The sequence below is a fragment of the Halonotius sp. GCM10025705 genome, from assembly GCF_042662885.1.
GTDB lineage: Archaea > Halobacteriota > Halobacteria > Halobacteriales > Haloferacaceae > Halonotius > Halonotius aquaticus.
Map to the genome: position 1 here is coordinate 2,039,076 of NZ_JBHSZD010000001.1, position 24,391 is coordinate 2,063,466.

A 24,391-nucleotide genomic window follows, 5' to 3' on the forward strand; every position below is an offset into this window, starting at 1 on the left:
CAGGCTTGAATAAGCCTTCTCATATTCCGGAAGCCAAACACGGGGGTAGCGACGGTCTGGGGCGGACTACGGCAGGTATCGAACGCTGACGACGCCCGGTTCCGATCGAACCTCGACGCGATTGACGCCCAGCCGGGCGGCCCGCGACAGGGTCGCCTCCCGATCATCAAGTACGTCAGCAACGGCGGTAGCGGTGTCATCGTCCGGAACGGTAAGAACGTGCAGCTCGCCGGTGCCGGCCCGCGGTTCGGTCGTCAACTCCCCGACGGGCTGATCGGCAGCCAGTTCCTGTTCGCGGGCGGTCGGCGGCTCCGCGCTTTCCTCGATCGACAGCGACCGTCGCTCGTCGATCTCGGTGAGTTGCCATGAGACCGCCATCGGCGGGTCAGGGGCGACCGTTCCCTCGATGGCATCGTCGACCTCGACGCCGGGGTTCGAGGCGAGGGTGTGTACCTGGCCGTCGTGGACATCCTTCAGCACGGCCGAGTCGTCATCTGCGTGGGTGACGAGAAACGTGCTCTCCTTGGGGTCAGTCGTCGACTCATCGGTCATACACACCGGTAGCAACGGGGGCGTGTTGTCGGTTTCGACCCACAGGAGCACATTCGCGCTACCGCGAGAGAACGTAGTGGACGGCAGCCATCACGCCCAACAGCCCGGCCGGCGGCGCGATCGCGCCGGGCTGTGGGATCGCATACAGGACAGCAACGATCGGGGCGGTAAGCCCGCTCGGTTGCGGGCGGGTGACTACCTCACCGTCGAGGGTGAACGACTCGGGCATCGAGATGATCGCCGCGACGTACAGCGAAATCAAGAAGGCGTAGCCGAGCGCCGCCATGATCGTGTCGTAGCGAGGGTGATACGACAGCCCCTTACGATGTTTGCGGGCGACAAGCAGCGTCGGCGCGAGCAGCGGCCCGGCGGTGAACAGCCCGACGACGGCGATAAACGTCCGGGACAGCGTCAGCGATCCGCCCGGCGTTGCTGCGGTCTGGCCGATCCAGACGACCAACGCGAGCGTGAACAGGCCGCCGACAAACAGCGCGGCCAGCGTGCCAACGATAACGTAGAGCCGGAAAAACAGCGAGTCACCCTGCCGGAAGGCGTAGGGGAACGCACCGATGACGCCGCGGTAGGCCTCAGCCATTGTCGACAGTAGCATCGCCGACGAATTAAACGCCGCGGGATCGACCGCCGACCACACGCAGGCGAAGACGGGTGTTTTTCATGCCCCGGCCGCGAAACGCGATCAATGAGTCTCATTGCGTTCGATTTCGACGGCACCCTGTCGGATTCGGAGATGACCGTGCTACTGGGCGAAAAGCTCGGCGTCGCCGACGAGATGGCCGACATCACCGAGCGAGCGATGAACGACGAACTCAGCTACGCCGAGAGTCTGCGCAGTCGCGCGGAGCTGCTGACCGGGCTGAGCGAGGCCGACGCCGACGACGCCTACAGCGAGGTCGTCCTCCGGCCGGGTGCCGCCGACGTTCTCGATCGCCTGCGCGAAGCCGGCCACACGGTCGCCATCTTCACCGGCGGCTTCGAGCGCGGCGTCGCACACGCCCTCGACGACGCGGGCACCGAGGTCGACCACATCGTCGCCAACGCCCTGCCAATCGAAGACGGCGAGTTGACCGGCGAGGTCACCGGCCCGCTCATCGAGGGGACGAAAGACGACCAACTCGAAGCCCTCGCCGGCGATCTCGGCGTCGATATGGACGAGACGGTCGCCGTCGGCGACGGCGCGAACGACCTGCCGATGTTGGAGGTCGCCGGCCTCGCAGTTGGTTTCGAACCGAAACCGGCCGTCGAACCCTCGTGCGACGACGTTGTGTCGACGATGGCGGAGTTAGGCGACCTGCTCGAATCGCGCGGTGTCCTGTCGGCGGCCGTCGACAACAGCTAACGAGTCGATCTCACGCCCCGAATTTGTCACCCTTGCCGCTGTCTCACCACTATGGAGGCCACATGGCACCGCGATTCGGCTGTCGGCCGGCTGACGATGACGCTGCCGATCGCCGTGATCGCACTGACGATCCCGGTTGGGCTATTTCTTGAGGAGCTCCCGAGAGCCATCCGCTTCGCGCCGTTTGTGGTGAGCGTCGGCCTGTTCGGCCTCCCGCACGGCGCGGTCGATCATCTGATGCCGGTTCGGCTCAGCGACGCCTCGCTGAAACGGTCGCTAGGGTCGTCAGCGTTGTCTACGCCATCTTGGGTGGGCTGTATCTCGCGGTCTGGGCGGTCTCGCCGGCTGTCGCGCTGGTGGCGTTTCTCGGGATGACGTGGTTCCACTGGGGACAGGGCGATGTGTTCGCGCTGCGGGCATTCGGCGAGGCCGACCACATCCGGACGCGAAGCGACCGCTGGGCGTCGCTGATCGTCCGCGGCGGGCTGCCGATGTTGGTGCCGCTGCTCGGCCAGCCCGAAGGCTACCAGCGCGTTGTCAACGGCATCATCGAGTTGTTCGATCCATCGGCGACAGCCGCGCTAACCCCTCTGTTTCGGCTGGACACGCGCCTGGCGCTGGGGGTCGGATTCGGGGTATTCACTCTCAGCAGCCTGCTGTGGACGGCTCGCCATGTGTGGAAGAGTGACACATCCGCCGCTGGGATCACGTGGGACGCAGTGGAAATCGGGGTCTTGTGGGTGTTCTTTTGGCTCGTTCCGCCGGTGTTTGCGGTCGGGCTCTATTTCGCCGTCTGGCACGCTGTCAGGCACATCGGTCGACTGGCAATCGTCGATCCGGCCGCCCGGGACGCACTCGACGCGGGCGAGTGGCCGACCGCACTCTGGCGGTTCTACCGGGATGCGACGCCGCTGACGATAGCGTCGCTCGCGCTGTTTGTCGGGCTGTACGTCTGGGTACCGACCGACGGCTCGCTGAACGCGTTGCTGGCGATCTATCTCGTCGGCATCGCCGTGTTGACGCTGCCGCACGTCGCCGTGGTGACGTGGATGGATCGAGTGCAGTACGGAGAAACGTACCACTGATCGACTAACCGATCAGGCCACGCCCTGGCGGACTGAAAGGGCGAGACACGCTGGGCGAACCCGGACGAGGTAAGCACCGCAGCGAACGAAGTGAGCGAGGAGCGCAGCGAGTCCCGGGAGCCCAGCGTGTCGAGGGCTTTCTACACTTCTCAGCTGATTCCAAATCTGACCACCACTAGTTCACTTCCACCCTGCTCAGCGAACCCTTAACCGCGACGCTTCCTAACCGCAACCAATGGCGGCCACCGAGGACGTTGGCTACATCGAGCATCCGCTGCTCGCCGAGGAGTTCATCGAGCGGCGGCTCTACCAACTCCAGTTGGCCGACGCCGCGAAACAGGGCCACACGCTCGTCTGTCTGCCGACCGGCCTCGGCAAAACGACGGTCAGTCTGCTGGTCACAGCCGAACGCCTACAGGAAGTCGGCGGCACCGCGCTCCTGCTCGCGCCGACGAAACCGCTCGTCTCCCAGCACGCCGAATTCTACCGCGACGCCTTGCAGATCCCTGACGACGACATCGTCGTCTTCACCGGCGAAGTACGGCCCGAAGACCGTGCCGAACTGTTCGACTCAGCCACAATCGTCATCGCCACGCCGCAGGTGATCGAAAACGACCTCGTCGGCAACCGCATCTCACTGGCCGACGTGACACATCTCACCTTCGACGAGTGCCACCGCGGCACCGGCGACTACGCTTACGTCTACATCGCCGAGCGGTACCACGCCGACGCCGACCAGCCGCTCGTGACGGCGATGAGCGCGTCGCCGGGCGGCACGAAGGAAGACATCGAGATCATCTGCGAAAACCTCGGGCTCGACGGCGTCGAAGTGATGACCGAAGACGACGCCGACGTTGACGAGTTCACCCACGACACCGATGTGGAGTGGAAACGGATCGACCTCCCGCAGGAACTACTCGATATCCGGGACGGCCTCAACGAGGTGATCTCGGATCGACTCGAACAACTGCGCGAACTCGGCGTCACGCAAGCGAGCAGTCCCGACATTTCCCAGAAACAACTCAACAAGATCAGCGCGGAACTCCGAAAGCTGATGGACAACGACCAGTCGGAGGGGTATCAAGGGATGTCAACGCACGCCGAGATCATGAAGCTCCGGCGGGCAGTCACACTCGTCGAAACCCAGAGCGTCGAATCCGTCCGGCGGTATTTCGAACGCCAGCGCAACGCCGCCGAGAGTTCGGGCGCCTCAAAGGCCAGTCAGCGACTCGTATCCGAGCCGAAAGTCCGCGAGGCGATGCGTAAAATCGAGAGTTTCGATGACCGCCACCCGAAATTCTCCCAGACGCGAATCCTGCTGGCCGAGACGCTGGGCATCAACAACGGTGAGCGCGTGATCGTCTTCACCGAGTCGCGGGATACCGCCGAAGCTCTGACCGAATTCTTGGGCCAGCACTTCGACACCCAACGCTTCGTCGGCCAAGGCGACAAGGAGGGATCGGATGGGATGACCCAGACCGAACAGCAAGAAACGCTGGATCGGTTTCGCAACAACGAATTTGACGTACTGGTATCGACCTCAGTAGCCGAGGAAGGCCTCGACGTGCCGGAAGTCGATCTCGTGCTGTTCTACGAGCCGGTGCCGACGGCGATTCGATCGATCCAGCGGAAAGGTCGGACTGGCCGGCAGACGACCGGCCGCGTCGTCGTCCTGCTGGCCAACGACACCCGCGATGAGGCCTATTTCTGGATCGCCCGCCGCAAGGAGAAACAGATGGAGTCGGAACTCCGGAAACTGAAGGGCGTCGCCGACGAGGTCGAAGAGGAGTTAGACGACGATCAGTCCGCGCTCGATCAGTTCGATGGCGAGGCCAGCGCCGCGAGCGACGACACCACCCCGTCGACGGCGACAAACGGCGGCAACGCCGAGAGCCAGCCCGGATTAGCGGATTTCGGCGAAGTTGAAGACGAAGACGAGACCGACGAGGAACAGGCCACCGAGAGCGACACCAACGCCGTCACCGACAACGACTCCGACTCCGACTCCGCGAACGAGGATGGCGACAACACCGACACCAGCGACGACGCCGAGGACGAAATCGTTGCCAACGCCGGCACCGACACCGACGAAGTCGAGATCGTCGCCGACCAACGCGAGTTGGAGTCGACGGTCGCCCGCGACCTCTCGAAGCGCGAGGGGATCACGACCCGACTCGAAACGCTGGCTGTCGGCGACTACGTCCTGTCGGATCGCGTCGCCGTCGAGCGCAAGTCGGTCGCGGACTTCCTCGATACGCTCACCGGCGGCGACCGCTCGATGTTCGAGCAGGTCGGCGACCTCGTCCGCAACTACAGCCGCCCAATCGTCCTCGTCGAGGGCGAGGACCTCTACGGCGAGCGCAACGTCCACCCGAACGCGATCCGTGGCGCGCTGTCGAGTCTCGCGGTCGACTTCAACGCAAGCATCCTCCGGACAGCGGACGAAAGCGAGACCGCTGAACTGCTCGATACGATTGCCCGACGCGAGCAGGAGACACGCGACCGAGAGGTCTCAGTCCACGGCGAGAAGAGTACGAAAACAACCGCCGAGCAGCAGGAGTACGTCGTCGCCTCGATCGCCGACATCGGGCCCGTCACGGCGCGGTCGCTGCTAGAACACTTCGGCACCGTCGAGGCCGTGATGACCGCACGGGAAGACGACCTACAGGAGGTCAGCGGCGTCGGCGAGGTAACGGCCGAAAAGATCAGAGAAGTCGTCGGCGACGAGTACGAGCCTTAGTTGAATTCGAGTGCGCGCAGCGTCTCGGCGGCCTCGCGGGCGGCCGACAGGAGTTCCTTGGCACGGCGTGGATCGTCGGTCTCGGCCGCACGCCGAGAGAACCGCGTGACGGTGGCGGCGAGCGACTGCCGAGCGTCGACGAGGCCGTTACCGCTAGCGGTTGCCGGCGACGACGGCTGTGGCGTCGACTGCGACGGCTGTGGCGTCGACTGCGACGGTTGCGTGGCGGTCGGTTGCGACGACTGCGTGGCCGGCGACTGTGACGTGTTGGTGGGCTGATTGTCGGCTTGTGTCGGCTGGCCGTTTGTCGCGGGCTGGGTTGGTGTCGACTGATTCGGCTGTGACGTGTTGTTAGCTGGCTGCTCGGGTGTCGACTCAGCGTTCGCGGGCTGTGGCTGATCAGCGTCGCCCGCCTGGTCAGTGGGCTGCTGTGTTCCGTCGCTCTGGGCGGCCGCCTGCTGGCTGTCGGCTTGACAGGTCGGACAGAACGTCTGACCGTTGTGCCGGAACAGGGGATCACCGCAGGTATCGCAGTGCTGGTTTGTCATCGTCGCCCCCTTCAGCAACAGCTCGCTCATGCGCTTGGTGTTGGCCCGCTTGTCCTCGTCGTCGGCGTACTTCTTCCGGAGCTTCTCGCGTTCGGCTTCCTTATCGAAGTCGCTCATACCCTGACGAAGGAGTGGTGCCCGGAAAAACACAGCGGCTCAACGAAAGTGTACAAATAACAGCTGAGTGCTACGAATACGTGTAGAAAGCCCTCGGCACGCTCGACTCCCGCGGCTCGTTGCGCTCCTCGTCACTCGCTCCGCTCGTTCCTGCGGTGCTTACGTCGCCGGGGTTCGTCCAGCGCGCCTCGCCCTTTCAATCCGCCAGGGCGTGGTTTGGTCGGATAGCCGACCCATCTGTTTGGCTGGTCGTCTCTAAACACCGAAGATAGAATCACCGAAACGCTTACTCGAAATCCGGGCGCATACTCAGCTATGGCAAAAGTGTCAATCGTCGGTGCCGCCGGCACCGTCGGCGCGGCAACAGGCTACAACCTCGCACTTCGAGATGTCGTCGACGAACTCGTCTTCGTCGATATCCCGGATATGGAAGACGAGACCGTCGGCCAAGCCGCCGACACGAACCACGGGATCGCCTACGACTCCAACACGGTCGTCCAGCAAGGCGAGTACGCCGATACCGCCGGCTCCGATGTGGTCGTCATCACCGCCGGCATCCCGCGCTCACCGGGAGACACGCGGCTGGATCTCGCCGAAGATAACGCGCCGATCATGGAGGATATCAGCGCGTCGTTGGCCGAGCACAACGACGAATTCATCACCGTCACAACCTCGAACCCGGTCGATCTGCTGAACCGGCACCTCTACGAGACGGGCGACCGCCCGCGAGGCCACGTCATCGGCTTCGGCGGCCGACTCGACTCGGCGCGGTTCCGCTACGTCCTCAGCCAGCGGTTCGACACCCAAGTACAAAATGTCGAGGCGACGATCCTCGGCGAACACGGTGACGCGCAGGTGCCGGTCTTCTCGAAGGTACGCGTCGACGGCCACGATCCGGACTTCGATGACGGCGAAAAAGACGAGATCCTCGCCGACCTCCAGCAGTCGGCGATGGACGTGATCGAGCGAAAGGGCGCGACCCAGTGGGGGCCGGCAACGGGCGTCGCCCACACGGTTGAAGCCATCCTCAACGACACCGGCGAGGTGCTGCCCTGCTCGGTCGTCCTCGACGGTGAGTTCGGCCACGACGACACCGCCTTCGGCGTCCCCGCAAAACTCGGCAGCGACGGCGTCGAGGAGGTTGTCGAGTGGGGCCTCGACGACTACGAGACGGAACTCATGGATGATGCCGCCGAGAAGTTGCGGGATCAGTACAACCGGATCGCTTGAGCGTGCGGCAGAGAAACTGAAACAGAAGATTGAGACAGCGCGTTAGAACACGCTGTCTGCGGTTGCCGCGCCAACAACGCTAAACACCGCGCCGACGCTGATCGCCCGGAAGGTGACCGTGGCGACCTCAGCGAGTGGAACCGCTGGTGGCGACCCCACGAACGTCGCCGGTGCGTCGAAGATGGCCGCGAGGATCGCCACCGAGCCGAAAGCAACGACCATCAGCGAGATAAACCGGATCGGCACCCCGACGACCTGCTGTTCATCATCGGGGTCGCGTTTCGTGTCCGCTTGGTAGAGCGCGCCGTAGCCGATCAGCGACACAAGCAGAACGTTGAGTGCAGCCTGCAGTTGGCTCATACTCGCCGCTAGCGTCCAGACTTCCTCGGTGACGACAAACGGGCCGGCCAACAGAAAGCCGCCGACAAGCTGCTGGGCGGAATCAGCAAGCCGAAACTGGCGTCGGAGCTGCGTCCCGGAGGGAAGCACGGCGCGTGGGCGCATACGAGAAGCATGAACGGCGGCGGTATAAAATCGGAGGCCGTCGACGACAATGACGATGTGTTTAGGGATCGGCGGCCAAGACCCAGCCATGAGCGCACGCGAGGAGTTCGACAGTTGGGCCGCCGAGGGTCGCGATAAGGGGATGGAGGATCGCCACTGGCATACCGCCAAACACGTCCTCGCGCGAATGCCAGTCGAGGCCGGCGAGACGGTCGTCGACCTTGGAACGGGCAGCGGCTACGCGCTGCGAGCCCTCCGGGAGACCGCCGATATCGGTCGCGGCTACGGCCTCGACGGCGCCCCAGAGATGGCACGCAACGCCGCCAGCTACACCGACGACGACGCCATCGGCTTTCTCGTTGGCGACTTCGACGCCCTGCCGGTTGCCGACAACAGCGTCGACCACGTCTTCTCGATGGAGGCGTTCTATTACGCCCGCGATCCGCTCCACACGCTTGAAGAAATCCGACGGATTCTCCGGCCGGGTGGGACGTTCTACTGTGCGGTCAACTACTACGAGGAAAATGAGGCGAGCCACGCCTGGCAGGACAACATCGCCATCGAGATGACACGGTGGAACAGGGCGGAGTACCGGGAGGCATTTCGGGACGCCGGCCTCCATGTCGCCGAACAGGATACCATCGCCGACCGCGAGATCGACATCCCACCGGCCGAGACGTTCCCGACTGAGGACTGGGAGACACGAGCGGCGATGGTCGATCGCTACCGGACGTGGGGAACGCTGCTAACCGTCGGTGTCGCGCCGTAGTCGACACCTGGCACGAACGATTTTGTGACTGGCCGTCCCCTCTCTCGGTATGAATCGGCGACTCGCCGTCCTCGGCGGCACCCTCATCGGGATCGCCGCGCTGGCCGCGATCATCCTTGTCGACGTGCTTGGGACGGTCTTTTTTGCGCTGACGGTGGCGTTCCTGTTGGCACCGCTGCGGCAGTGGTTGCGACAGCGCGGCTACTCGCGGTTGACGGCGACGGTGGCGGTGACAACCACCGCCTTCGTCAGCGTGCTTGCGTTGCTCACGCCGCTTGGGTATCTGGTGTTTGGACGGTTTAGCGAGGTTGTCGCGCTGTTCGACACGCTGCCGGCATCGATCCCAGTCGAGATCGCCGGCGTCAGCGACGAGATCGTCATCGCTGACGTGCTGGCGGTCGTCGAAACCGGCTTTCGCACCACAGCGACACGCGTTGCCGCCGCCCTCCCCGTATTGCTGATCAAACTCACGCTGTTCGTGCTGTTGGTGTTCTCGCTGCTCTACAACGAAAGCGACATCCGAGGAAGCGTACTCGCGGTTGTCCCGCCGGCCGAGCGGGATATCGCCAAGGCCCTCCACACCCGTGCTCGCGAGACGCTGTATGCGTTGTACGTCCTCCAGGCCGCGACCGCGCTTGGCACCTTTCTGATCGCTCTGCCGGTGTTTGTCGTCTTCGGCTATGCGTCGCCGTTCGTGTTGGCGACGGTCGCGGCGATCCTCCAGTTCATCCCGGTTGTCGGCCCGAGTGTGTTGATCGCCGCCCTCGTGATCGGGGCGTTCCTCGCCGGCGACATCGTCGGCGCGGTGCTGATCGGCGTGATCGGCGGCGGGCTCATCGCGTGGCTCCCGGATCTGGCGATCCGCCCGCGGCTGGCCAGACGGACGGCCGATCTCGACGGCAGCCTCTACTTTATCGGGTTTGTCGGTGGGCTGTTGAGTCTCGGCGCGATCGGGATCATCGTCGGACCGCTGGTCGTCGCGCTGCTGGCAGAAGCCGCCGGTCTCGTTGCCGACGAGTTCGATATCGACGAGGAGTCGGCCTGACTCACAGCACCGCCGCCGCGATCATTGGCGTCAGAAACGCCTCGATGAGCGCGGCAACAACGAGAACAACCGCCAACCCAAGCAACACCCGGTAGGCCAATCTGAAAGCGTCAACAAATCTTGAGAGGGTCGCCCGGCCGGTGACGACATCGAGGGCCACAGCCGCGATATGGAACCCAAGCCCGCCGGCGATGAAGATGGCCGGCAGTTCGATGATCCCATGCGGGGCGACCAAGGCGAGAAACGCCGTCGAGTCGATAACGCCGTACAGCCCGCCGATGAGCGCGCCGTTGAGCAGCATATCAACGCCTGTTGGGACGCCGAGGGCAACCCCGCCGAAGGCGGCTGTCGCCGAGACGAGCCAGTTGTTGGCTGCCAGCATGACGAACGTGTCGACGGGGTAGCTGCCAAACACCATGCTCGGCTCGGCTGGCGTCGGGAGCTCCGCACCGAAGCCGCTCGTCGTCTGGAAGCCGATGATCGCAGCAGCAGTAAAGATGGCTGTCGCAAACACCACCGACAGCGGCGCATGCCGGAGGAACCTACCAAGCGCGCCCACCCCATCGCGGAAGGCGGCGACGAAGCGAGTGCGGTGAGGCCGAGTCGGGTCGGCCGCAGGTGAGGAGTCAGTCGCCGGCGAATCATCCGCTCCAGCCACGATCGGGAACGACCGATCAGCATAGATGCCGAACTTCACGATATCGAGAAACGGCAACAACAACAGCGGCCCGACCAGCCCCGAGAGCTGTGAAACGCCGAGCAGCGAGAACAACGAGCCGAGGATCGACAGCACCGCAAACACGGTGAGTGCGACGAGAACATAGCCGATAAACGCCCAAGGGCGCGCGAAGGGGAGGCGCACACTCCGGCGAACACCGCCAACCAGCCCAACATCGTCGACAACGATCGACTGACCAACAAAGAGCAACAGTAACGAACTCACCACGATGAGGCCGCCGCCGAGGAGAACGCCGACGACGGTAGTGACGGCACCGGCGGCCGGCGAAAGCGAAAGCAGACTCACCCCGATCCCGATCGGGACAAGGCCGAGAACGGTAACCAGCGTCTGGAGGATCGACAGCCCAACGAACGACGACCAGTCAGCGGCAAGCCCCGCAAGGGCTGTTCGAATCCCATCGTCACCATTGAGCGCGCCGTAGACGCCATGGAGGGCGACCGCATTCGAGAGGCCGGCAGCGACGACGCCGACGAGCAGTGCGCTCCCGACACCGACGACCAGCAGGGCGATGATGGCCGGCGAAAACACGTCGACGACGGCTGATTCAAGCCCTGCTGGGATATCCGGCGGCGTTGCTGCCATCGCCTCGGGGTCGAGATCGGTTGTTTGGAGATATGTTTCGAGTTCGGTCACCAGCGCTTCGAGGCGGCCATCGTTGACGAGGAGGGCGAGGACAGCACCGATCGATACCACCACCGGGACACGGACGGTGGCGGTCAGCCCGATTCCGAGCAGATAGACCGGCAGCACCTCAGCCGGGCGGTCAACGAGGAGCCGAAGGCCGGTTTGGAGGGCGGATCCAACGGTCACACAGCGTCGTAGACATCGGGGGCCCCTAATGGCTCCGAATCACCGCGAACATGGTGGGCGACAGCACCCTGTGTCTGCAGTTTGCAGTCGAAACCGAGGTGGGTGAAACGAGACACACATCGCTGCCACCGGGGTCGTCAAGTGCGTTCGCCACCAACTACCGCCAATGAGTGACGCGGATGCCGCGCCCCTCCAGCCCGACCGGCCGGGCGAGGATCGCCCCTTCACCGTCGACGCGCCGTTCGAGCCCGCCGGCGACCAGCCAGACGCCATCGAGCAGTTGGTCGCGGGCTACGAGTCGGGGATGGACGAACAGACGCTGCTCGGCGTGACCGGATCGGGCAAGACGAACACGGTGTCGTGGGTCGTTGAAGAACTCGATACGCCGACGCTCGTCTTGGCGCACAACAAGACGCTGGCAGCCCAACTCTACGAGGAATTTCGGGAACTGTTCCCCGACAATGCCGTCGAATATTTCGTCTCCTACTATGACTACTACCAGCCCGAAGCCTACGTCGAGCAGACCGACACCTACATCGACAAGGATATGTCGATCAACGAGGAGATCGAGCGGCTGCGACACTCCGCGACCCGGTCGCTGTTGACGCGGGATGACGTGATCGTCGTCGCCTCCGTCTCGGCGATCTACGGGCTGGGTGATCCGAACAACTACCGCGAGATGGCCCTTGAACTGACGGCGGGCCAGCAGATCGACCGCGACGACCTCCTCGGTCGGCTGGTCGATCTCAACTACGAGCGCAACGACGTTGACTTCCAGCAGGGCTCCTTCCGGGTGCGCGGCGACACCGTCGAGATCTTCCCGATGTACGGTCGCTACGCCGTCCGCGTGGAGTTTTGGGGCGATGAGATCGACCGCCTGCTGAAGATCGATACGCTCAACGGCGAAGTCCAGTCGACCGAGCCGGCGGCCCTCATCCACCCCGCCGAACACTACTCGATCCCCGAAGGAACTCTTGAACAGGCGATCAACGAGATCGAGGCGTTGATGGAAGACCGTGTCCGGTACTTCGAGCGCGAGGGCGACCTCGTCGCCGCCCAGCGCATCGAGGAGCGGACGACCTTCGATATCGAGATGCTTCAGGAGACGGGCTACTGCTCGGGAATCGAGAACTACTCCGTCCACATGTCGGATCGAGAGTCCGGCGAAGCCCCCTACACACTGCTCGATTACTTCCCCGACGATTTCCTGTGTGTCGTTGATGAGTCACACGTTACCTTGCCACAGATCAAGGGCCAATACGAGGGCGACAAATCCCGGAAGGACTCCCTTGTGGAAAACGGGTTCCGGCTGCCGACGGCCTACGACAACCGCCCGCTGACCTTCGAGGAGTTCGAGGAGAAGACGAACCGGATGCTCTACGTGAGTGCGACGCCCGGCGACTACGAACTGGAGCACTCCGCACAGGTCGTCGAACAGATCGTCCGGCCGACCTACCTCGTCGATCCCGCCGTCGAAACCGCGCCCGCGACCGGCCAGATCGACGACCTGACCGACCGCATCGACAAGCGGATCGACCGCGACGAACGAACGCTCGTCACGACGCTCACCAAGCGAATGGCCGAAGACCTCACGGAGTATCTCGAAGAAAGCGGCGTCGATGTCGCCTACATGCACGACGAGACCGACACGCTCGAACGCCACGAACTGATCCGAAGCCTCCGGCTCGGCGAGATCGACGTGCTCGTCGGGATCAACCTCCTGCGCGAGGGGCTGGATATTCCGGAGGTCTCGCTGGTGGCGATTCTCGACGCCGACCAAGAGGGCTTCCTCCGCTCGGAGACGACACTCGTCCAGACAATGGGGCGGGCCGCCCGCAACGTCAACGGCGAAGTCGTTCTCTACGCCGACGAGACAACCGACGCGATGGAAGCCGCCATCGACGAAACCCAGCGTCGCCGCCGGATTCAACGCGAGTTCAACGAGGAACACGGCCACGAGCCGACAACGATTGACAAAGCGATCGGCGAAACGAACCTGCCGGGTTCGAAAACCGACACCGGCGGCGTGGCGGGCGAGGCACCGACGACCGACGACGAGGCCGCCCGACAGATCGAGCAGTTGGAAGATCGGATGCAGGAGGCCGCCAACAACCTCGAATTCGAACTCGCCGCCGACATCCGCGATCGAATCCGGGAGTTGCGACAGGAGTTCGATCTCGATGGCGGCGACGAGGGCGTTGCACCCGAAACGGAACCCGAGTTCTGAAACAGGATTGTCGTTACCGATGCTGGGGCCGATTAACAGTAGTCGATCCCACGATCGTCTGACTCTCTGTTCTCCAGTTGCTCATCGATAGCTTTCACAACGTCGCCGATATCGCGGCCAGCCTGTCGGACGTAGATGATACCGGCATGATCAAGGCCCTCAGTTTCAACGAGGGAGAGGAAATCGTCGTCGAAGGTCACGAGGAGCCAGTCGTTTTCGAGGGCGTACGAGAGGTGTTCGCGGTCGGTATCACCGAGTCGATCCTGTCCGCGAACGGTATAGACTGTCCAGCCACGACGGCGTAAGCCATCGGCGACGGGAATCCAAATACTCTCATCACAGTACAGTGGCCTCATGCCTGTGCGGAATCCGGCGACCGAAAGCTGTCGATGTGGTCGTAGTAGTACGCGAGTGCGCGGTGTACGTCACTCAACGAGAGATCGGGATACAACTGCGTGATTTCGTCGGGCTCGTAGCCGCTGTGTTCGTACGCGCTCGCAACGTCTTTCACGCGGATACCGGTGCCCTCAATCGTGGGCGCGCTGTCGCTGTGGGCCGCGTCCTGTACGATCCGCATACGTCATCGTTCGGGCGGCATCGTCAATAAGGGTATGGACAGACCGAGTGAGAAGGGCCGTTGCTGAAACGAGTGGGTTCAGCGGATGTCTAGATGCGTAATATTACACACGTTCAGTCGACGCATCTGTATTCACGATCCCGGTCGTGAGGATGTACTGGACGGCCTGTTCAACGGTCATATCGACATCTTCGATCCTGCTGACCGGGACATGCGTGAGATGCCCGCCCATCACCGGATTGGGAGCCATCGGGAGGAAGACGGTTTGATACGTTGCCGAATCATCGCCCATGAGACGGTTGGCAGCCGTCGCAATGCTTTCCGGTGGCGATTCAGACGTGAGAAACGCCAGGGTGTAGGCGTTGTCGGCTGGAAACTCGACCAGTTTCACCTCCCGAAACTGGGCGCCATCTTCGCTGGGATCCAACACCAGATCGCTCATCTGCCGCGTTGTCTGATAGACCGATCCGATGCCCGGGATCTGTGTCACATAGCTATCCACCGTTTTGATGATGTTCTCGCCGACCTGCTGTTGTGCGACCGTTCCGATTACCAACACCAAGATCGCAATGAGCACCACACTCAACGCCTGAATAATAATCACGACGGTCGCCGATTCAACACCACTCTCAGACAGTATCTCACTGATCGGTGAGAGTGCCCCGCCGATAAAATTAAACAGAGACAACAGTACCCACGCAGACACAGCGAGTGGGATTACTACGGCGATACCCGTCAGAAACCTCGTTTTGAGCTGTTGCTCTGACATCTAACCCGGACGTGTCGTTGGAGGATAAAGAAGGTTACAGCGGGGGAGGACGCGAGTGCGCTGTGTCCGCCACTCAGCCGACGAGAAGGGTATGAAGAGACCAAATGAAAGGCGCCCTTGCACCCAAAACAGAGCCCGAGTGCTGAGCGACAGACCATCATCACCCACCGGGAACCGCGGAAACGCCTTTGACTGTGCACCGCGAGGAGGTAGATATGGACTCATCGTCGGCCGACGCCAGCCCGCAGTTCGACGAGATCGACCCGCCGGCGGTCGACAACTGGCTTGATCTGATCGACCACCTCACCGGCGAACTCGCTGAAAACGAGGAAGCACTCGAATGCGAACTCGACGACGTAACCCTCGACATCCCGATGCGGATGAGCCCTGACGCCGAGACCGCTCGCTGGAAGTTCGACGGCGACGTAACCGTCAGCCTCGGGGAAGTGCGCGTCCCACTCCGTGAGTGGCGCGAATACTGGGACAACGCCGAATAACTATTCCATCTCGGCGTCGGGTTCGACATCGGGTTCGAGATCAAGTTCCTCCTCATCGTCAACCTCAACACCGACATTCGAGTGGTCGGCCTCCGTGAGATTCGTCAGCAGTTCGTCGATGTTGTCGAGCCCAAGGATCGACCGCGTTTCCTCGTCGAAATCCCGGCTTTCGAGTGCGGAGGCTGCCGATTGGATATCGCTCCCGCTGAGATGGCCGCCGTAGCGACCGACCAGCGAGGTGAGTTCCTGCGGGATGATGAACGTCGAGGAGTCGCCCTGGCCGATGCGTTCGAGACTCTCCATGCCGCGTTCGATGATCGCGCGTTCGCCCATCGACTCGGCGGATTTGGCGCGAAGCACCGTGGAGATAGCGTCACCTTGCGCTTCGAGGATCTGGCTTTGTTTGTCACCCTGTGATCGGATGATATCGGCCTGTTTGTCACCCTCAGCGGTTTCGACGGCCGAGCGGCGTTCACCCTGTGCTTCAAGGATCATCGCCCGGCGACGACGCTCGGCGGAACTCTGTTCTTCCATCGCGCTTTTGACGCCGGCGGCGGGGCTGACCTCCCGCACCTCGACGGCTTCAACGCTGATCCCCCACTCGTCGGTCGGCTCGTCGAGATCGCGGCGAATCCGGCTGTTGATCTCATCGCGCCGCGAGAGCGTATCGTCGAGTTCGAGATCGCCGATCACGGCTCGGAGCGTCGTCTGCGCGAGATTCGAGATCGCGGTTTCGTAGTTATCAACCTCCAGAAACGCCTTTTTCGCGTCGACGATCCGGTAGTAGACGACCGCGTCGGCCGTGACCGGCGAGTTGTCGCGGGTGATCGCCTCCTGTGGGGCCACGTCGATGACGCGGGTGCGAACATCGAAAGCGTAGGTGCGGGAGACAAACGGTGGGACAAGATGCAGCCCCGGTTCGAGCAGGCTGCGGTACTCGCCGAAGACCGTCAGCGCGCGCTTTTCGTAGGCGTCGACGATCTCAACGGCGCTGACGAGGGTGGCCGCGAGGACAAAGAGAGCAAGCGCGCCGACGGCAACGATCGGATCGAGACTGGCGAAGACTAACAGCCCGACGACGGCGGCACCAACGGCGGCCACCGTTCGCCAAACGCCATCGGGGATGTCATCGCTGAGGGCGGCGAGTTCATCGAACTCAGAGCGGGAGGACATAGCGGAACAAGGCGATGGCGACACTTACGCCTATCCCCCGCTGGCGACGATGCCGGTGGGGTCGACACGAAAGGAGCGTTTTTGGGCTCACGGAACCGAACACTGGTGTGTTCAGCCTCAACGTCCCCGTTCCGGGAGCCGTCAAGCGGCTCGCAAACGACCTCCAGCCACAACTCCTCGATTTCGAGCAGGTTCGGGACGACCACACGCTCGTCGTCAAGCGGTTTCCGGACGACGAGTTGGCAAACGGCCACCCGGAGCATCAGTTGGCGACGCTACAGGAGCGGCTCCGCCCGGTTATCAGCGGGCTACCTGCAGTCGAAGCAAAGGTCACCGGGATCGACAGCTTCGACCAGCCGGTGCGTGGCGACGGCCCAGTGGTGTATCTCACCATCGAGAGCCCCGGACTCCACCGGATTCACCGCACGCTCACCGACACGTTTGGCGTGGTTGATGATCTCGAAGGCGACGACTACACGCCGCACGTCACGCTGGCTCGCGGCGGGTCGGCTGCGGCAGCGGCGGCCGCAGAGCAGTTGCGAGCGCGGAAGATCGATCCGGTCACCTGGACGGTCTCTGCGCTCGTAATCTGGGATTCGAGACACCGCACGCCGGCGTCGCGGTTCGGACTGCCAGCCTGATCGGCGGTCGGCGTCGCTATCTGGATTCCAGCCGCATCGCCACCGGCTCCTTCGGGTGCATCGTCAGCGACCCGCGGAGGTCCAAGGCGTCGCCAAGGTAATCGAGTCGGTACTCCTGAGCGACGGTGGCAAGGATCAGCTTCGCTTCGAGCATCGAGAACTGCTTGCCGATGCAGTGTCGGGGGCCGCCGCCGAACGGGAAGAACGAAAACCGCGGCCGGTCGGCCGCCCGCTCCGGCGTCCAGCGATCAGGATCGAACTGGTCGGGATTGTCGTACCACCGCGGCGACCGGTGGACGACCCACTGCGGCAACATCAGGCCACTGCCGGCCGGAATGCGGTAGCCGCCGATCTTAACATCGGCTGTCGCCTCACGGAACAGCGTGTACACCGGCGGGTAGAGCCGCATCGCCTCGTTGAGCACCTGCTCGGTGTACTCCAACTGTCGTGCGTCGGCCGCCGTCGGCGTCGCGCCGTCGAGTACCGAATCGAGTTCGGCATGGAGACGACGCTCGACCGCCGGATGTTGGGAGAGCAGATACCAGGTATAGGTCAGCATGAGCGCGGTCGTGTCGTGGCCGGCCAACAGCATCGTCATCATCTCATCGCGGATCTGTCGGTCAGTCTGCTCGCCGCGATCCTTCGCACGGAGCAACAGCGAGAGCAGATCCATCGGCTCGTCAGTGTCGGCGTCGACGGGGGTGTCCGCGCCGGCTTCGTAGCCGCGTTGGCGGCGGTCGGCGACGATATCGTCGATCACCGATTCGAGGTCGGCGATCGCCGCCCGGAACTCACGGTTCTCGGCGGTTGGGGCCCAGTCAGGGATCAGTCGACGGAACGGATCGGGCTCAAAGCGCGCGCCCAGCGGTTCGAGGTTTTCTTGAACTCGCTGAACCCGCTTTTCGCTGATGTCAGTGCCCAGCATCGCGGTGACGATGATCCGCACCGTGAGCCGGGCCATCTCGATTTGGATGTCGAGGCGGTCGCCGTCGTTCCAGTCGTCGACCGCTGACTCGGTGTGCTCGACCATCATATCGCCGAGCGTCCGGATGCGACGGCCATGGAAAGCGGGGTTCGCCAGCTGGCGTTGCTGTTGCCACGTCTCGCCCTCGCTCAACAGCAGCCCATCACCCAGCAGTTCATAGATCGCGTCGTCGCCGAGATCCAGTTTTGGAAACCGGTCGGGTTCGGTGACGAGGACGCGCTTGATGTCCTGTGGGTTCGTCAGCATATACAGCGGGATCGGGCCGAGATTGAAGGCGACGACGTCGCCGTAAGCGTCGGCGCAGGCCGTCATGAACTGGAAGGGGTCATCGGCGAACTGCTGGCCGTTGCCGAACAGCGGAACGCCCTGCGGGCCCGGGGGCGAATACTCATAAATTTGGTTGGGGACGAACGAGATTAAGGGTTCGGCCGGGGGCTCCCAAGAGGGAGTATCCCGGAGTACTACCGCGAAGCAAACCGTCTGCGGCAAGCGGTATTAGAACAGTGCCCCAAGCAGCGCAAACAGCACCACCACCAGCAACGCATACGCGAGGATGCCGGCCGCGTAAATCTTTGATAAGGGCTCATCCTCGAAGCCGGCACGCGGCGAAAGAAGGAAGAAGAGCATCGCCGGGGTCGACAACACGATCCGACCGATATCCGCCCGCCCGTTGGCCAACAGTCGCCGGAGGGTTTGCTCGTATTCCATCGGTGTTGTGAGAATGTTGCCAGCGACCGACAAAAAGACCGCGAGACAAGATGGAGGCTGCCGTGCGACGAGCCCACTCGTAGCGCCGGTCGCACCAGCCTCAGATCGGGTCGTCCGGATCGTGGCTCTCGGCGACCGATTGGGCTTCCGCCGCATATCGAGATTGCTCATCGGGATCAACCGGAGCAAGATCATCCTCGTCGGCGTCGATGGCAGCGGTAATCGGCTCGCTTCGCTGTTGGAGGAGTGTTGCCGATAGCTCTTTGCGAAGCTGTTGGGTGCCGTCAGTCGTTGCATACACGAAAGAGATCAGGTTACGGTCGTCGTACTCGCGTTCGACCAGCCAGAGCCGGGCCATACCAGGAGATATCGAAGGACCAACATGTGGCTGTCGATCCGACACGACCCCGTCAGTGCTGCTATCGCGTTACGTTCAATTGTCTGCCACCGGTACTGTCGATGATGGATGGTGGAACGCTCCGGGAACGCGCCGGCGAGTTACCGACCGAGCCCGGCGTCTACCAGTTTCAGGCCGGCGATCGGGTGTTGTACGTCGGCAAAGCTGTCGATCTTCGCTCCCGGGTGCGTTCCTACACCGATCCACGCAGCGACCGCATCGCACAGATGGTCGCCCGCGCCGAGTCGCTTGAGGTCGCCGTCACCGACACCGAAACCCAGGCGCTCCTGTTGGAAGCCAACCTGATCAAACGCCATCAACCGCGGTACAACGTCCGCTTGAAGGATGACAAATCCTACCCGTTGGTGCAGTTCACCGACCACGAAATCCCGCGGATCGAGAGCACCCGCGACCCCAACGACGCCGCAACCGTCTTCGGCCCCTTCACCGACAAGGGTCGGATCGAAACCGTGATCAAGGCGATCCGATCGGTCTACGGGCTGCGTGGCTGTTCAGAACACAAGTATCAGGGCCGGGAGCGACCCTGCCTCGACTACGAGATGGGGCTGTGTTCGGCCCCCTGTACCGGCGAGATCGACGCCGAGCGCTACCGCGAGGACGTTGAGTCAGCGATCCGGTTTTTCGAGGGCGAAACCGGCGTGTTGGCCGACCCGCTTCGCCGGGAGATGGAGGCCGCCGCCCAAGAGCAGGCCTTCGAGCGCGCCGCGAATCTCCGCGACCAACTCGACACCGTCGAGACGATCCACGACGACAGCGAGCGGGCGGTCGCCAGCGGCGATACGGCCGAGGCGGGTGGCGACGAGGCGGTCGCGGACGTACTCGGCGTCGCTGTCGACGGCGACCACGCAACCGTCGCCCGGCTTCGCAGCGAGCGCGGCCAGCTCGTCGATCGCTCCCGACACAGCCTTGATGCTCCCGACGAAGCCGACGGCGGCGACCGCGTGGCCGCGTTGCTGTCGGCATTTCTCCCGCAGTATTACGCTGAACGCCAACTGCCGGATGCGATCCTGCTCTCCGAACGCCCAGCCGACGATGACGTGATCGAGTGGCTGGAGCGCGAGGGCGTTGCAGTTCGCGTCCCGGGGGCGGGCCGGGAGGCAACGCTCGTCGAACTCGCGCTGAAAAACGCCCGGCAGGGGCCGGTCGATGGCGACCCACTCGCAGCCCTCGGGGAGGCCCTCGGAATCGACCGCCCGGGCCGGATTGAGGGGTTCGATGTGAGCCACAGTCAGGGCAAAGCGGTCGTCGGCAGCAACGTCTGTTTCGTCGACGGCAGCGCGGAGACAGGCGACTACCGCCGGAAGCAGCTCACCGACCGCAACGACGACTACGCCAACATGCGGGAGTTGATCGAGTGGCGGGCGAATCGCGCCCTGGCGGGTCGTGACGACCGCCCCGACCCCGACCTCCTGTTGGTCGACGGCGGCGAGGGCCAACTCGGGGCCACGATGGACGCCCTCGACAAAACGGGGTGGGACGTGCCGGTTGTCGCGCTGGCGAAGGATGAGGAGTTGGTGATCACGCCTGACCGCGTCTTCGACTGGCCGAGCGACGCCGACCACCTCCACGTCTGCCAGCGCGTCCGCGACGAGGCCCACCGGTTTGCTGTCCAGTACCACCAACAGCTCCGGGACGACGTGTCGACCGCGCTGGATGGGGTTCCGGGCGTCGGCCCCGAAACCCGAAAACGGCTGCTCCGGCGGTTCGGCAGCGTCGACAACGTGCGGGATGCCTCCCAGACCGACCTGCAGGCTGTCGACGGCGTCGGGGAGAAAACGGCGGCGACGATCGCGGAACGACTGTGAGGCCGCGAGCCCGAATCCATACATCATTAAGGTCACTGAGGCGGTGGGGCTGATATGGACTACACGCTAGCCGTTGAGAACGCGCCGGAGACGATCAGCGGTGGGACAGGCGTCCTCCTGCTGCATCCCTCGATCGGCGAAACCGACCGCATCGACACCGATTTCTTCAAAACCGACACCGACCACTTCCTCGTTGTCTCAACACGGACGACCGCCAGAGAGGTCGAACAGAAGCTCGAACACTACGATGTCGACGAGGACAGCGCGGTCATCCTCGATACGCTGTCGGTCGAGCGCGGCTACTCCCGGCGCGGCACCGACGATGTCCACTACGTCTCCGCCCCCGACGACCTCGATGGGATCGTCGCCAAGGTCGAGGAGTTCCTCACCAGCCACGACGGAAAAGTACGGCTCAGCGTCGACTCCCTCACCGAGATGATCTACTACGCCGACGAGGACGGCGTCGTCGATGCAACTGAAAAGCTGCTTGCACTGCTGGCCGAACACGATGCGGTCGGCCTCTTCCACCTCTCGAAAGAGGTTCATGACGAGGCGACGCTGGATCGCTTCCGCGAACGCTTCGACGGCGTCATCGATCTCGCCGACGACGGCAGCGTCACCGCCGAATTTTAAGCGGCCGCCGATCAGTCGATTCGGTAGGTTGCCTCAACGGACGCACTGACAGTGACATCGTCAGGCTGGAGCTCCGTCGAGCCACCGGCAGCATCTTCGGCAACGGCGTAGCGTTCATACGTTGGCGAGATCCCACCACCGGCGGCGTTGAGCTGCTGTACCGATACAACCTGTGAGTCGACGCGGGTGGCGAGGACATCCGCCTCGCCGCGGGCGGTATCAACAGCCGCTTTGAGGGCATCCTCCCGCAATGATTCGCGGGTCGACTCCGCAAGCGTGTACTCGATCCGACCGATCGAGTCGGCTCCGCCATCGATTGCGGTGTCGATCACGTCGCCGGTCGTCTCGACATCGTCGACCTCGATGGTGATGGTGTGGGTGCCCTCGTAGCCGGTCTGTTCGGGCTCCGTTCCCGGCTCACGGCGTGTGTACTGTGGGCGGATCGCAAACCGCCCGGTCGTGAGTTGGTCATCGTCGAGGCCGGCGTTCCGGAGGGCCTGCCGGAGGCTGTCGGAGCGTGTTGACAGCGCATCCCGGACGGCGGCCGCGCTGTCGCCGGTGGCCTCGACGCTGGCCTCGATGACCGCGCGGTCGGGGGCGGCCTGCATCTCTGCCGACCCGGTAACGGTGACCGTCCGACCGCTATCACCGTCGCCAGCGGCGGTGTCGGTTGCTTGCTGTGCGGTGCCGAGACAGCCGGAGAGGCCGGTCGCGCCGGCTGCTGCCGTGCCGATGAGGAAGTCACGTCGCTGCATGGTCGCTCACAGGTGGCCTGCGGATGAATAGGTTCCTAAAGGTGAAACGGCGGTTTGAGTCGGCTGTGGCGGCTACTCGCGGAGCTCGGCAAATGTCTTCTCAGCCCACTCGATAGCGTAGGCCGCGCCGTGTTCGCGGTAGGCCGTCGTCTCGAGCGCGCTGAACGGCGTCGGAAGATCGAGATCGTGTTTGACCGCCGCACAGGCGTACTCGGTTGCCTCGGGAAACGTCATCTCGTCGTGGGCGACCGCCCGCGAGAGGTCGTCGAGCCGGGGTTCGAGTCGCTGGCCGGCATCAATCCAGGCGTCGTACAGCGGTTCGAGGTCGTCATCGTCGGCCCACGACGCGAAGACCTCGCGGGTCTGCAGCCCGACCCAGCCCTCGAAGAGGGCGGCGGCAATCTGATAGACATCGGTGCCGTTGAGCCCGACCGCGGCGTCAAGGTCGGGATACTGCTCGCCGAAGAACGGCAGGAAGTGTTCGGGGACATCGCAGTCGAGTTGGACGAAGGCTTCGGCGATGAGGAAATTGAGAAAGTCATCGGGGGTGTTCTCGGCGCGCTGTTTGACCAGGACGGTCGGCGGCTCGGTCTGGGTCGTCCAGACGACGGTGCCGTCGTCAGGGGTGCCGATCGTAAAGGCCTCGCCGGCGTACTCTTCGAGGACTGCCGGGGCGGTCTCTGGCAGCCAGTCGGCGGGGTAGCTGGCCGGATCGAGGCGGTCGGCCAGCAAGCCGAGATCCTCGGCGACCGCCGGCGGCAACGTCTCAAAATCGGTCTTGACATCCAGCACGGTCGCCTCAGGGGCGTGTCGCTGACGGACAGTTGAGAGCAGCGGCGACAGCGATCGCTCGGAGAACATCAGGCGAAGACGTACGAGAGGATGATCCCGACCGCAAAGACGGCCGACAGAAGCACGGTGCCGAGCACAACCTTGGTGGCCTGCGACATACCGTCGGCTTCGACGGGGCCGGTAATAAAGCCTTCACTGCCGGACGCCGACCGCCCGCACCGGTGCGCCGTCGCCGCCGAGGGCAAGCGGGTACGCCCGGAGCTCGAACCGCTCGGTCACGCTCCCGAGGTTTGTCAGATTCTCGACGATCAGACAGTTCTCGCCGAGCAGCGCGTGGTGGGCCGCAAAATCAGTCGATTCGTCGTCGCGGGCCTGTGGGCTCGGTGTCAGATCGGGGCTCAACGCGTCGACGCCGACCGCCAGCCCGTGGTCGGCACAGCGGGCCGCCGTTTCGGGTGCAATGTAGGGATGATCGAGATAGCGGTCGGTGTTCCAGTAGTCGTCCCAGCCAGTCCAGCAGACGACCATGTCGGCGTCGGCCAAGGCGTCGTCTGCGGGGAGTCGTTCCGGGGTGATAGCCTCGCGGGCGGCACAGTCCCGGCAGTCGACCCGAACGGCGTCGAAGATGAAGCGGTCGAGCGAGAACGCCGACAGCGGATCGCCGTCCGGTTCGGTGTGGAGTGGCGCGTCGATGTGGGTGCCGGTGTGACTGCCGCAGGAGAGCGATTCAACATGGTAGCCGTCGGCGGCGTGGGTCGCATGGTCGGTCAGGCTGACCGCCGGATCACCGGGATAGGTCTGCATGCCGGTGTCGATGGGGTGGGTAAGATCGACATGGTCGGGCATAGTCGGTAATGGCGTAGGCCGGCCAAAGAGGCTGTGACGACAACAACGATTTTACCGCCGCCGGACGCG

Annotated in this window: 27 protein-coding genes; 12 read left to right on the forward strand and 15 right to left on the reverse strand. The window is 63.7% G+C overall.

The window, feature by feature from the left end:
- Positions 1-66: 66 nt before the first annotated feature.
- Entirely contained in the window at positions 67-552 is a 486-nt protein-coding gene (locus tag ACFQJB_RS11385; protein ID WP_379727374.1) for a DUF5812 family protein, read from the reverse strand.
- Between the two features lie 58 nt (positions 553-610).
- Positions 611-1,147: a hypothetical protein gene (locus ACFQJB_RS11390; RefSeq protein WP_379727377.1), complete on the reverse strand. Its 537-nt coding sequence runs from the start codon at positions 1,145-1,147 to the stop codon at positions 611-613.
- 105 nt (positions 1,148-1,252) lie between these two features.
- On the opposite strand from ACFQJB_RS11390, the gene serB reads away from it, so the two are divergent.
- From serB to ACFQJB_RS11410, 4 genes are all read left to right on the forward strand, one after another.
- Entirely contained in the window at positions 1,253-1,909 is a 657-nt protein-coding gene (gene serB / locus ACFQJB_RS11395; RefSeq protein WP_379727380.1) for a phosphoserine phosphatase SerB, read from the forward strand.
- A 51-nt stretch (positions 1,910-1,960) separates the two neighbouring features.
- The gene (locus ACFQJB_RS11400; protein WP_379727383.1) at positions 1,961-2,284 is read left to right on the forward strand and encodes a hypothetical protein; all 324 of its coding nucleotides are present in this window, start codon (positions 1,961-1,963) and stop codon (positions 2,282-2,284) included.
- Complete coding sequence (locus ACFQJB_RS11405) at positions 2,215-2,994, forward strand: Brp/Blh family beta-carotene 15,15'-dioxygenase (RefSeq protein ID WP_379727386.1); 780 nt, start codon at positions 2,215-2,217, stop codon at positions 2,992-2,994. The genes ACFQJB_RS11400 and ACFQJB_RS11405 overlap by 70 nt, the downstream gene beginning before the upstream one ends.
- 235 nt (positions 2,995-3,229) lie before the next feature.
- Entirely contained in the window at positions 3,230-5,734 is a 2,505-nt protein-coding gene (locus tag ACFQJB_RS11410; RefSeq protein WP_379727389.1) for a DEAD/DEAH box helicase, read from the forward strand.
- Here ACFQJB_RS11410 and ACFQJB_RS11415 read toward each other — a convergent pair.
- The gene (locus tag ACFQJB_RS11415; protein WP_379727392.1) at positions 5,731-6,399 is read right to left on the reverse strand and encodes an Sjogren's syndrome/scleroderma autoantigen 1 family protein; all 669 of its coding nucleotides are present in this window, start codon (positions 6,397-6,399) and stop codon (positions 5,731-5,733) included. The two genes, ACFQJB_RS11410 and ACFQJB_RS11415, sit on opposite strands and share 4 nt — an antisense overlap.
- Before the next feature lie 315 nt (positions 6,400-6,714).
- On the opposite strand from ACFQJB_RS11415, the gene mdh reads away from it, so the two are divergent.
- Positions 6,715-7,629: a malate dehydrogenase gene (gene mdh, locus ACFQJB_RS11420; protein ID WP_379727395.1), complete on the forward strand. Its 915-nt coding sequence runs from the start codon at positions 6,715-6,717 to the stop codon at positions 7,627-7,629.
- A 42-nt stretch (positions 7,630-7,671) separates the two neighbouring features.
- Here the strand turns inward: mdh and ACFQJB_RS11425 are convergent, their stop codons facing one another.
- The gene (locus tag ACFQJB_RS11425; protein WP_120103691.1) at positions 7,672-8,133 is read right to left on the reverse strand and encodes a DUF2391 family protein; all 462 of its coding nucleotides are present in this window, start codon (positions 8,131-8,133) and stop codon (positions 7,672-7,674) included.
- An 88-nt stretch (positions 8,134-8,221) separates the two neighbouring features.
- On the opposite strand from ACFQJB_RS11425, the gene ACFQJB_RS11430 reads away from it, so the two are divergent.
- Both ACFQJB_RS11430 and ACFQJB_RS11435 read left to right on the forward strand, forming a co-directional pair.
- Positions 8,222-8,902 carry a class I SAM-dependent methyltransferase gene (locus ACFQJB_RS11430; protein WP_379727398.1) on the forward strand — a complete coding sequence of 227 codons (681 nt, stop codon included), beginning with the start codon at positions 8,222-8,224 and terminating at the stop codon, positions 8,900-8,902.
- 49 nt (positions 8,903-8,951) lie between these two features.
- Entirely contained in the window at positions 8,952-9,947 is a 996-nt protein-coding gene (locus ACFQJB_RS11435; protein WP_379727401.1) for an AI-2E family transporter, read from the forward strand.
- A 1-nt stretch (position 9,948) separates the two neighbouring features.
- Here the strand turns inward: ACFQJB_RS11435 and ACFQJB_RS11440 are convergent, their stop codons facing one another.
- Positions 9,949-11,496, reverse strand: coding sequence for a stage II sporulation protein M (locus ACFQJB_RS11440; RefSeq protein WP_379727404.1), 1,548 nt, complete (start codon positions 11,494-11,496; stop codon positions 9,949-9,951).
- A 166-nt stretch (positions 11,497-11,662) separates the two neighbouring features.
- Here ACFQJB_RS11440 and uvrB point away from each other — a divergent pair, with 166 nt between their 5' ends.
- Positions 11,663-13,723 carry an excinuclease ABC subunit UvrB gene (gene uvrB, locus ACFQJB_RS11445; protein WP_379727407.1) on the forward strand — a complete coding sequence of 687 codons (2,061 nt, stop codon included), beginning with the start codon at positions 11,663-11,665 and terminating at the stop codon, positions 13,721-13,723.
- A 32-nt stretch (positions 13,724-13,755) separates the two neighbouring features.
- On the opposite strand, the gene ACFQJB_RS11450 is transcribed toward uvrB, so the two are convergent.
- The 3 genes from ACFQJB_RS11450 to ACFQJB_RS11460 all read right to left on the reverse strand — a co-directional run bounded on the left by ACFQJB_RS11450 (position 13,756) and on the right by ACFQJB_RS11460 (position 15,069).
- Entirely contained in the window at positions 13,756-14,079 is a 324-nt protein-coding gene (locus ACFQJB_RS11450) for a DUF5615 family PIN-like protein (RefSeq protein WP_379727410.1), read from the reverse strand.
- Positions 14,076-14,300 (reverse strand): DUF433 domain-containing protein, encoded by a 225-nt coding sequence (locus ACFQJB_RS11455; protein WP_379727413.1) that lies wholly within the window; start codon positions 14,298-14,300, stop codon positions 14,076-14,078. The genes ACFQJB_RS11450 and ACFQJB_RS11455 overlap by 4 nt, the downstream gene beginning before the upstream one ends.
- A 103-nt stretch (positions 14,301-14,403) precedes the next feature.
- Entirely contained in the window at positions 14,404-15,069 is a 666-nt protein-coding gene (locus ACFQJB_RS11460) for a DUF502 domain-containing protein (protein WP_379727416.1), read from the reverse strand.
- 215 nt (positions 15,070-15,284) lie between these two features.
- Here ACFQJB_RS11460 and ACFQJB_RS11465 point away from each other — a divergent pair, with 215 nt between their 5' ends.
- A complete protein-coding gene (locus ACFQJB_RS11465; RefSeq protein WP_120103696.1) occupies positions 15,285-15,566 on the forward strand; it encodes a hypothetical protein in 282 nt (93 codons plus the stop codon).
- Here the strand turns inward: ACFQJB_RS11465 and ACFQJB_RS11470 are convergent, their stop codons facing one another.
- Positions 15,567-16,739, reverse strand: a complete 1,173-nt coding sequence (locus tag ACFQJB_RS11470; RefSeq protein WP_379727419.1) for an SPFH domain-containing protein — start codon at positions 16,737-16,739, stop codon at positions 15,567-15,569.
- A 107-nt stretch (positions 16,740-16,846) separates the two neighbouring features.
- Here ACFQJB_RS11470 and ACFQJB_RS11475 point away from each other — a divergent pair, with 107 nt between their 5' ends.
- Positions 16,847-17,380: a 2'-5' RNA ligase family protein gene (locus ACFQJB_RS11475; RefSeq protein WP_379727422.1), complete on the forward strand. Its 534-nt coding sequence runs from the start codon at positions 16,847-16,849 to the stop codon at positions 17,378-17,380.
- A gap of 16 nt (positions 17,381-17,396) precedes the next feature.
- On the opposite strand, the gene ACFQJB_RS11480 is transcribed toward ACFQJB_RS11475, so the two are convergent.
- From ACFQJB_RS11480 to ACFQJB_RS11490, 3 genes are all read right to left on the reverse strand, one after another.
- Entirely contained in the window at positions 17,397-18,761 is a 1,365-nt protein-coding gene (locus tag ACFQJB_RS11480; protein WP_379728040.1) for a cytochrome P450, read from the reverse strand.
- Positions 18,762-18,860: 99 nt separating this feature from the next.
- Positions 18,861-19,073 (reverse strand): hypothetical protein, encoded by a 213-nt coding sequence (locus tag ACFQJB_RS11485; RefSeq protein ID WP_379727425.1) that lies wholly within the window; start codon positions 19,071-19,073, stop codon positions 18,861-18,863.
- Between the two features lie 100 nt (positions 19,074-19,173).
- Positions 19,174-19,431: a hypothetical protein gene (locus ACFQJB_RS11490; RefSeq protein WP_379727429.1), complete on the reverse strand. Its 258-nt coding sequence runs from the start codon at positions 19,429-19,431 to the stop codon at positions 19,174-19,176.
- A gap of 104 nt (positions 19,432-19,535) precedes the next feature.
- Between ACFQJB_RS11490 and ACFQJB_RS11495 the strand changes: the two genes are divergently transcribed.
- Positions 19,536-21,296: an excinuclease ABC subunit C gene (locus ACFQJB_RS11495; protein ID WP_379727432.1), complete on the forward strand. Its 1,761-nt coding sequence runs from the start codon at positions 19,536-19,538 to the stop codon at positions 21,294-21,296.
- A 54-nt stretch (positions 21,297-21,350) separates the two neighbouring features.
- The gene (locus ACFQJB_RS11500; RefSeq protein WP_379727435.1) at positions 21,351-21,929 is read left to right on the forward strand and encodes a DUF7090 family protein; all 579 of its coding nucleotides are present in this window, start codon (positions 21,351-21,353) and stop codon (positions 21,927-21,929) included.
- 11 nt (positions 21,930-21,940) lie between these two features.
- Here the strand turns inward: ACFQJB_RS11500 and ACFQJB_RS11505 are convergent, their stop codons facing one another.
- The 3 genes from ACFQJB_RS11505 to ACFQJB_RS11515 form a co-directional block, all read right to left on the reverse strand.
- Positions 21,941-22,684 carry an SIMPL domain-containing protein gene (locus tag ACFQJB_RS11505; protein ID WP_379727438.1) on the reverse strand — a complete coding sequence of 248 codons (744 nt, stop codon included), beginning with the start codon at positions 22,682-22,684 and terminating at the stop codon, positions 21,941-21,943.
- Between the two features lie 72 nt (positions 22,685-22,756).
- Entirely contained in the window at positions 22,757-23,545 is a 789-nt protein-coding gene (locus ACFQJB_RS11510) for a DUF7089 family protein (RefSeq protein WP_379727441.1), read from the reverse strand.
- 123 nt (positions 23,546-23,668) lie between these two features.
- A complete protein-coding gene (locus ACFQJB_RS11515) occupies positions 23,669-24,322 on the reverse strand; it encodes a cyclase family protein (RefSeq protein ID WP_379727444.1) in 654 nt (217 codons plus the stop codon).
- Positions 24,323-24,391: the final 69 nt, after the last annotated feature.

Bases quoted from the DNA above. Each gene is read 5' to 3' on its own strand.
- ACFQJB_RS11385 (WP_379727374.1), bottom strand. From the start codon at position 552: ATGACCGATGAGTCGACGACTGACCCCAAGGAGAGCACGTTTCTCGTC.
- ACFQJB_RS11390 (WP_379727377.1), bottom strand. From the start codon at position 1,147: ATGGCTGAGGCCTACCGCGGCGTCATCGGTGCGTTCCCCTACGCCTTC.
- serB (WP_379727380.1), top strand. From the start codon at position 1,253: ATGAGTCTCATTGCGTTCGATTTCGACGGCACCCTGTCGGATTCGGAG.
- ACFQJB_RS11400 (WP_379727383.1), top strand. From the start codon at position 1,961: ATGGAGGCCACATGGCACCGCGATTCGGCTGTCGGCCGGCTGACGATG.
- ACFQJB_RS11410 (WP_379727389.1), top strand. From the start codon at position 3,230: ATGGCGGCCACCGAGGACGTTGGCTACATCGAGCATCCGCTGCTCGCC.
- ACFQJB_RS11415 (WP_379727392.1), bottom strand. From the start codon at position 6,399: ATGAGCGACTTCGATAAGGAAGCCGAACGCGAGAAGCTCCGGAAGAAG.
- mdh (WP_379727395.1), top strand. From the start codon at position 6,715: ATGGCAAAAGTGTCAATCGTCGGTGCCGCCGGCACCGTCGGCGCGGCA.
- ACFQJB_RS11425 (WP_120103691.1), bottom strand. From the start codon at position 8,133: ATGCGCCCACGCGCCGTGCTTCCCTCCGGGACGCAGCTCCGACGCCAG.
- ACFQJB_RS11430 (WP_379727398.1), top strand. From the start codon at position 8,222: ATGAGCGCACGCGAGGAGTTCGACAGTTGGGCCGCCGAGGGTCGCGAT.
- ACFQJB_RS11435 (WP_379727401.1), top strand. From the start codon at position 8,952: ATGAATCGGCGACTCGCCGTCCTCGGCGGCACCCTCATCGGGATCGCC.
- uvrB (WP_379727407.1), top strand. From the start codon at position 11,663: ATGAGTGACGCGGATGCCGCGCCCCTCCAGCCCGACCGGCCGGGCGAG.
- ACFQJB_RS11450 (WP_379727410.1), bottom strand. From the start codon at position 14,079: ATGAGGCCACTGTACTGTGATGAGAGTATTTGGATTCCCGTCGCCGAT.
- ACFQJB_RS11455 (WP_379727413.1), bottom strand. From the start codon at position 14,300: ATGCGGATCGTACAGGACGCGGCCCACAGCGACAGCGCGCCCACGATT.
- ACFQJB_RS11460 (WP_379727416.1), bottom strand. From the start codon at position 15,069: ATGTCAGAGCAACAGCTCAAAACGAGGTTTCTGACGGGTATCGCCGTA.
- ACFQJB_RS11465 (WP_120103696.1), top strand. From the start codon at position 15,285: ATGGACTCATCGTCGGCCGACGCCAGCCCGCAGTTCGACGAGATCGAC.
- ACFQJB_RS11470 (WP_379727419.1), bottom strand. From the start codon at position 16,739: ATGTCCTCCCGCTCTGAGTTCGATGAACTCGCCGCCCTCAGCGATGAC.
- ACFQJB_RS11485 (WP_379727425.1), bottom strand. From the start codon at position 19,073: ATGGAATACGAGCAAACCCTCCGGCGACTGTTGGCCAACGGGCGGGCG.
- ACFQJB_RS11490 (WP_379727429.1), bottom strand. From the start codon at position 19,431: ATGGCCCGGCTCTGGCTGGTCGAACGCGAGTACGACGACCGTAACCTG.
- ACFQJB_RS11495 (WP_379727432.1), top strand. From the start codon at position 19,536: ATGGATGGTGGAACGCTCCGGGAACGCGCCGGCGAGTTACCGACCGAG.
- ACFQJB_RS11500 (WP_379727435.1), top strand. From the start codon at position 21,351: ATGGACTACACGCTAGCCGTTGAGAACGCGCCGGAGACGATCAGCGGT.
- ACFQJB_RS11505 (WP_379727438.1), bottom strand. From the start codon at position 22,684: ATGCAGCGACGTGACTTCCTCATCGGCACGGCAGCAGCCGGCGCGACC.
- ACFQJB_RS11510 (WP_379727441.1), bottom strand. From the start codon at position 23,545: ATGTTCTCCGAGCGATCGCTGTCGCCGCTGCTCTCAACTGTCCGTCAG.
- ACFQJB_RS11515 (WP_379727444.1), bottom strand. From the start codon at position 24,322: ATGCCCGACCATGTCGATCTTACCCACCCCATCGACACCGGCATGCAG.